The following is a 6,012-nucleotide window of genomic DNA, read 5'->3' as shown; positions in this document are numbered from 1 at the left end:
TTGCAATGAGTGTAGCTAATTTATGGATTTTTTTTATGCAATGGCCGTTAGCTTCGGGAGGTAAGGCACGCGGACTATGGGGGATTACCGCCAACGTTTTGCAGCTTGGCGATGTGGCGGTTAAGGTAGCCTAAACTTTCGGTTAAAAACAGACTTTGCAAGTACAAAACCAACTTTAAATTAAGCCCAAAACCCGCCATATTGCAAAACTGCTGTTAGGCGTTCGGTTGTTTATTTAATTTCTGTTTCCGTATTCTGTTTTTCTTTATAAATAATATTTTCTACTTTATATTTTTTAAAGAAATAGTACAATACAAAACCAATTAATAAAGTAAAACTAAATTCAAAATAATTCTCAATTTTATACCTGTTTAAAGAGTAAAATATGTATTCTTTTAAACCGTAAAAAATCATAAATATTGGAAAAATAATTTGTTTTAGAATTATATATATTTTAATTATTGGCAATGATTGTTTAGTTATTATGAAAATAGAAATAAAAGCAATTAATGTTAAAAGTAGATTAAAATAACGCAAAATTATTGTCGAAGCATAATCATTATTGCTTGATATTCTTGAAATTGCTATTATTAGGTCAATTCCAACAAATAAAATGAGCAATATTCTAAAAATTTTGTTTGTAAATAATTTATCATTCATCTTTTTCTACTTTCTTTAATTTTGGTTTCTAATTAAATTTATGCTAATTGTTGCATTAATTGAGCTTTAACCGTTAAGCAACTAAAGCAAACATAATTGTGAATAACCATACAATCTGCTAAATCGTAATTCTCACCAATACTATCAATTTGAGCATAAAAAGTCATTTCTTTTTTACAATCGTCACAATTTGGATAATCATCTGCGCTAACTTCTTCGGGTTTTCCGCCTAAAAAATGTCTAGTTCCAGCAATCTTATTCCATTTATATCCAATTGTTGATTTCTCTTCGTCAGTTTCGGGATTTGGTATTAATTTAATTTTTGGAATTTCCATTTCTTTTCATTTTGTTGTTTCCGTTTCGTTTCTCGTCAACTGACGCCTAACGTTCCGGCGCTTGGCGAGGTTGCGAACTTCGGAACCGATTATTTTCTGTTAAATATAAAATTTCTTGCGAGAAATAAGCGTGAATTTACTACAAAATTCGCAATCTTGCCAAACGCCTGTTAGCGGCTGGTATTGTATTCAGTATTTTTTCTTTCTATAAATTCTTTTACTTCTTCAATCGCCATATATTCCTCTTCATCTAAATAACAATAAAGGCAATCTTTATTAAGTTTAGCTAATTTAATTATTAACTTTTCCTCAACACTTTTGTCAATATTATCTAACCATAAAAACTCGAATATTCCTTCGGCAAGTTTCTGTTCAATTCCGTATTCATTTTCTACTGATAATTTATTTACCATTTCCTTGATTGTATTTTCAAGGGACTTTTTATCAATATCCATTCCGTATTCTTCAATGAAGTAGCAAAGTATTTCAGACGACCAAATTTGAGTATCTAAATCCTCCGAATTTATATTTCTTGTTAGTCGTTCGAGTAATATTTCGTCATTAAGTTTCTCTACAACTGTTATTTCATTGAAATCAAATCGTTTAATCAGGTTTTTGTTTTCAAAACTGAATTGAACTTTCCAGCCAGTATTATTTTCATTGATTTCTTGAAGAATAATTCCTTCTTCTGATGTCGAATTTAATTTTGCCTTTTGTCCAGTATAGTTCATTTTTTGCAGTTTTTTGGGATACTTGCCGCTAACGTTCCCGCGCTACAAGCAGTTTGGGACTAAATTAAGCCCATTTTTCGAATTTGACAAATCATTCCAAATACAAAACCAACTTCATATTAAGCCGAATCCCCAAATTGCTTGTAGCGTGTGTTAGTAGCTGGCATTTATAAGAAGTCCTTGCGTAGTTGTTGGCTCGACGTTTCAATATCAATGAGTAAATTTTCCACTTCCTTAAAATTTATTTTTAAGTGATTTAAAAGGAGAATGTTATTTCGACACATATTATTATATAATTCAACACCATCTTTTGAAGTAATCCAAAGATTTCCTAAATCCTCATCAAATACAATGTGTCGTCTATCCCATGAGTCTAAAAGCTCTAAGCAGGGTTTTAAAATTAAATAGTATTGACCACGAAGAAATTCATCACCATATAAATTCATTTTTTTATTAGCATCATCATTAATTTTTATGAATTCAGGAAATAATGGATTTTTTTCCTCATGCATTTTATGTAGACATTTCCCTAGGAGATTTGCACATTCATTTACCATTGCAGAAAGTTTAATTTTGCCTTCCGAATCAAGCTTTAATTTATCTTTAAGAAATTTGTCATTTTGTAAAAATATTTGATAAATCATTCCGCAACTATCAATTATAGTTTTGAACTTACCCGCATTTTCAATTTTATTTCCCGATGAATAATATTCTAAAAACGACAGAAGATAATTTTCAATATCTATTTTTTTGGCAATATTTTTTAAATCTGTAATTGGAGCAATAAATTGTGGTCTAGAGTCAATTTCAATTCCTTCTAATTCACTAATAAGAGTTTTAAGATTTTCATTCTGTTCTTTAGAATTCTGAATAGCATTGTGAATGATTAATGAGAAATAAGTTAATTTATCTTTAAGTTCTTCTTTTTTGCGTTCAATCATTTTTTGATTGTCATTTAAAATTTGACGAAAAAAGAAATAGTATGCAGTAATTACACTTATTAAAGCCAAAAAAAGGGGAAATAAAAAGTCTTTTATGATATTATACAATAATGTTTCATGAAAGTTTTCAATGAATAACCTATAGAATAAGCTCATATAATTTGATTAAGAATTTTGGTTATAAAATTGGGTTAGATTCTTGAATTCTCCGACTCTGCTTTGTGCTTGCTACTAACGTTCCCGCGCTACAAGCGGTTTGGGACTAAATTAGCGCTATTTTTCGGATTAGCCAAAATTCCCAAATACAAAACCATTTTCCCGTCAAGACAGATACCCAAATCGCTTGTAGCGTGTGTTATGGGGCGGTTGTTTTGTCGAAATTACGATTATCACGCAAAACTTTCACGCTTCTGTTACCAAATCCAATTTTCACGTTTCTGCTTTTCTGTTCGTAATTTTCGGCTTATTATTTTCAATTATTCACTTTTAATTTCTGCGCTAAACTTTTCAAGTTTCTGTTGGCAGATTCCGACTTTCACGCTTCTGCTTTTCAGATTCCAATTTTCAAGTTTCTGTTGGCAAGTTCCAATTTTCACGCTTCAGTTTTTCGTCTACTTATTGTCAGATTCCAACTTTCCGACTTCTGCTGGTGATTCCAATTTTCACGCTTCAGATTTGTAAACTTCTTGCGGAAACAAATGCTTATTTTCTGATTGTTTTCGTCTGCGTAATTTCGGCACAACTGCCCCATAACGTCTTGGCGCTACACGAGGTTTGGGATTAAAGATGCGAGGTTTATCGGTTAAACACAAATTTTCCAAGTACAAAACCATCTTCAAATTCAAACTAATGCCCAAATCTCGTGTAACGGCTGTTAGCGGCTGCTTTTTTTTAACTCTCAAATTTATAACCGAATATGTTTTTCGGTATCCCATTTTTGAAGTTAATAGGCTTTTCAATTTGGTTATCACAGTCTTGGCTAAAATTGTTAAATATCAATTGCCCATCTTTTAATTCTGTTGGTAAGTCACACGAACTGTTCATGTAATAATTCCCTAAATATTGATTTAGGCTATTGAAAATTAATATTCTGTGGGTTGCACGACATGACATTCCCCAAATCCATATAGAATTCATTATTTTATAAGTTTTACCTTTTTTGGTTTTCACGCTTCCTAAATACGTTAAGATAGTTTCATAACCACCTTTTTGATCACATTCTCCAAAAGTAAATTCTTTTCCGATGATATTTTTCTTCAAAACTGAAGGCCTAAATTTGGAATCGTCGATTTGTCCAAATGAAAGCTTAGATAAAAGGAATAGAAGTAAAGTAAATTTATATTTCATTTTAAGTTCATTTTTGACTCTGCGGTAAAGTTGCCGCTAACGTTCACGCGCTACACGCAGGCTGGGATTAAAGATGCGTAATCTTTCGGTTAAAAACAAATGTATCAAATACAAACTATTTTCAAATTAAGCCAATTGCCCAGCTTGCTTGTAGCGTGTGTTATGCCTTCGGTTTTTTATTTATTCCAATTGTCGGTATCGCTTCCGCACCGCTTTTAAGTCGGAAACAATTTTAAATTTCAATATTATGTTTAATAAAATTATCCGTTTTATTTTTTCTGATATGTTTTGGTTTGTGTTTCAGATTTTAGCTTATTTGATTTTAATTGTTTTATCTCTTTCCGTAATGTATCGATTTGCTTTTGATTGTTATTGTTAACTTCTGTTATTTTTAATTGAATGGCTAAATAAGCTACTATTAAAGATAAAATAGGAATTACTATCTGAACAAAGTCTTTTAAATTATTTTTTAAATTGAAGTAAAATAAGTTTCTGTATTTATTTTTAGAATATGAAGCAACACCTTCGGGTGTTGCAAATAAACCTTTCTTTTCTTCGTCGTTCCAAAAAAAATAGTCAATTTCTTTGGTGGTGGTAAGTTCAGAAATTAAATAATATAATTCTGATTCGTTAATATTTAATCTATTGTAAATTAAATCACAAGAAACACTAAATTCAGTACTAGTTTTATTGTCAAATTTATTAGACTGTTCAGATAATAACTTTAATAAACAATGCTTTTTTAAATTATTATTCATATTATTTTCGGTATTTCGGTGCTGTAAACTGAGGCATAACGTTCCCGCGCTACACGCAGGTTGGGGTTAAAAATTCCTTGTTTTTCTGTTGTTACTTTTTTCGGCAAGTACAAAACCGTTTTTATTTTAGCTCTTTGCCCAACTTGCTTGTAGCGTGTGTTGGTGGTAGTCGCTATTTACGTTCATTTGGTCGATTCAGAACAACCACTTCTATATTTTCGTATTTTTTAAGACCATCTTTTAAATAATCTTCTATTGATTTTGAATACTCTTTAGTGAAATTTTTTTCGATTCGCTCTTTTTTATTATTACTTAACGTAATAGTAATTTTAGTAATGTGCTTTATTATAGTTTTCATACTTATAGTTTTAAGTGTTTATCAACTAAAATTCCATAATACATTAAGCTATTTTGCCACTCTTCAAATTCACTATCTTTTAGTACAACTTCTTTGTTACTGTCTACGGAAAGAATAGCTTTGATTTCATTATTTTTATTAAAGATAGGAATAGTTGAACAAAATTTCACATCATTTGTTTTGCTTTTTTGATAGTTAGTTAAGTTGTAATCTGCTTTTTGAACGTCAAAGTCTATAATAATTTTATTCTCGTTATATGTTTTTCCCACCATCCCTTGTACATTAGGATTCACTTCAAAGTGTAATGATTTACTGTTTAACTTATCGGATATACTTTTATAGTGTTTTAGGTGGAATTCTGTTTTTTTATGTCTGTATTTTGACCAATATTTTTCTATACCTTTTTCAGGTACAAATATTCTCGTTCTAAAATCAACACTTTGTTTTTTAATTTTGTCTTTAGTTGCTTTGAAATAAATTTCTTTATTAAATTTTAGAAGTTCATCAAAATCCTCCTCTTTCTCTTTTAGCTTATTTTTTGTGTTTGCAAATTGAACAGGAATGACTAAACCCGCCCATAAACAACCTGCTAAAAAACACCAAAATTGCGGATTTTTAATATCAGTACTGTCATTGATAAATTTATGGTCTTTGAGAAAGGTAAAAAACCCATCTGTTTTACCAATATAAATCAATATTGTGGGAATTAATGATAATCCAATTGTTTTAAGATACTCTTTCATTTATTATTTTAGACATTAAGTTCTCCGTTCTGCGGTGCGATTCTAACTAACGTTTTATAGATATCTAAAAACTAAATGGTTATAAAGTTAAAATCATCGACTTTGAATTGATGTTTTTCCATTTGTTTTTGTATTCTTT

General features: G+C 30.1%; 8 protein-coding genes. All 8 read right to left on the bottom strand.

Annotation, left to right across the window (positions count from 1 at the left end; translation table 11 throughout):
• Positions 1-231 precede the first annotated feature (231 nt).
• The 8 genes from FLACHUCJ7_RS25060 to FLACHUCJ7_RS25025 all read right to left on the bottom strand — a co-directional run bounded on the left by FLACHUCJ7_RS25060 (position 232) and on the right by FLACHUCJ7_RS25025 (position 5,873).
• Positions 232-660 (bottom strand): hypothetical protein, encoded by a 429-nt coding sequence (locus FLACHUCJ7_RS25060; protein ID WP_180910963.1) that lies wholly within the window; start codon positions 658-660, stop codon positions 232-234.
• Positions 661-698: 38 nt separating this feature from the next.
• Complete coding sequence (locus FLACHUCJ7_RS25055; RefSeq protein ID WP_180910962.1) at positions 699-995, bottom strand: hypothetical protein; 297 nt, start codon at positions 993-995, stop codon at positions 699-701.
• A gap of 170 nt (positions 996-1,165) precedes the next feature.
• Positions 1,166-1,726 (bottom strand): hypothetical protein, encoded by a 561-nt coding sequence (locus FLACHUCJ7_RS25050; RefSeq protein WP_180910961.1) that lies wholly within the window; start codon positions 1,724-1,726, stop codon positions 1,166-1,168.
• Positions 1,727-1,893: 167 nt separating this feature from the next.
• The gene (locus FLACHUCJ7_RS25045) at positions 1,894-2,823 is read right to left on the bottom strand and encodes a hypothetical protein (protein WP_180910960.1); all 930 of its coding nucleotides are present in this window, start codon (positions 2,821-2,823) and stop codon (positions 1,894-1,896) included.
• A gap of 735 nt (positions 2,824-3,558) precedes the next feature.
• Positions 3,559-4,014, bottom strand: coding sequence for a hypothetical protein (locus FLACHUCJ7_RS25040; RefSeq protein ID WP_180910959.1), 456 nt, complete (start codon positions 4,012-4,014; stop codon positions 3,559-3,561).
• A 269-nt stretch (positions 4,015-4,283) separates the two neighbouring features.
• On the bottom strand, positions 4,284-4,772 hold the full coding sequence (locus FLACHUCJ7_RS25035) for a hypothetical protein (protein ID WP_180910958.1): 489 nt from the start codon (positions 4,770-4,772) through the stop codon (positions 4,284-4,286).
• Between the two features lie 172 nt (positions 4,773-4,944).
• The gene (locus tag FLACHUCJ7_RS25030) at positions 4,945-5,130 is read right to left on the bottom strand and encodes a hypothetical protein (protein ID WP_180910957.1); all 186 of its coding nucleotides are present in this window, start codon (positions 5,128-5,130) and stop codon (positions 4,945-4,947) included.
• Positions 5,131-5,132: 2 nt separating this feature from the next.
• Entirely contained in the window at positions 5,133-5,873 is a 741-nt protein-coding gene (locus FLACHUCJ7_RS25025) for a hypothetical protein (RefSeq protein WP_180910956.1), read from the bottom strand.
• Positions 5,874-6,012: the final 139 nt, after the last annotated feature.

Source organism: Flavobacterium salmonis, from assembly GCF_903819435.1.
GTDB lineage: Bacteria > Bacteroidota > Bacteroidia > Flavobacteriales > Flavobacteriaceae > Flavobacterium > Flavobacterium chungangense.
Note: the sequence above shows the minus strand (reverse complement) of the source record. Positions and strands in the feature narration are given on the sequence as shown.

Coding starts and splice junctions, on each gene's coding strand:
- FLACHUCJ7_RS25060 (WP_180910963.1), bottom strand. CDS start 660: ATGAATGATAAATTATTTACAAACAAAATTTTTAGAATATTGCTCATT.
- FLACHUCJ7_RS25055 (WP_180910962.1), bottom strand. CDS start 995: ATGGAAATTCCAAAAATTAAATTAATACCAAATCCCGAAACTGACGAA.
- FLACHUCJ7_RS25050 (WP_180910961.1), bottom strand. CDS start 1,726: ATGAACTATACTGGACAAAAGGCAAAATTAAATTCGACATCAGAAGAA.
- FLACHUCJ7_RS25045 (WP_180910960.1), bottom strand. CDS start 2,823: ATGAGCTTATTCTATAGGTTATTCATTGAAAACTTTCATGAAACATTA.
- FLACHUCJ7_RS25040 (WP_180910959.1), bottom strand. CDS start 4,014: ATGAAATATAAATTTACTTTACTTCTATTCCTTTTATCTAAGCTTTCA.
- FLACHUCJ7_RS25035 (WP_180910958.1), bottom strand. CDS start 4,772: ATGAATAATAATTTAAAAAAGCATTGTTTATTAAAGTTATTATCTGAA.
- FLACHUCJ7_RS25030 (WP_180910957.1), bottom strand. CDS start 5,130: ATGAAAACTATAATAAAGCACATTACTAAAATTACTATTACGTTAAGT.
- FLACHUCJ7_RS25025 (WP_180910956.1), bottom strand. CDS start 5,873: ATGAAAGAGTATCTTAAAACAATTGGATTATCATTAATTCCCACAATA.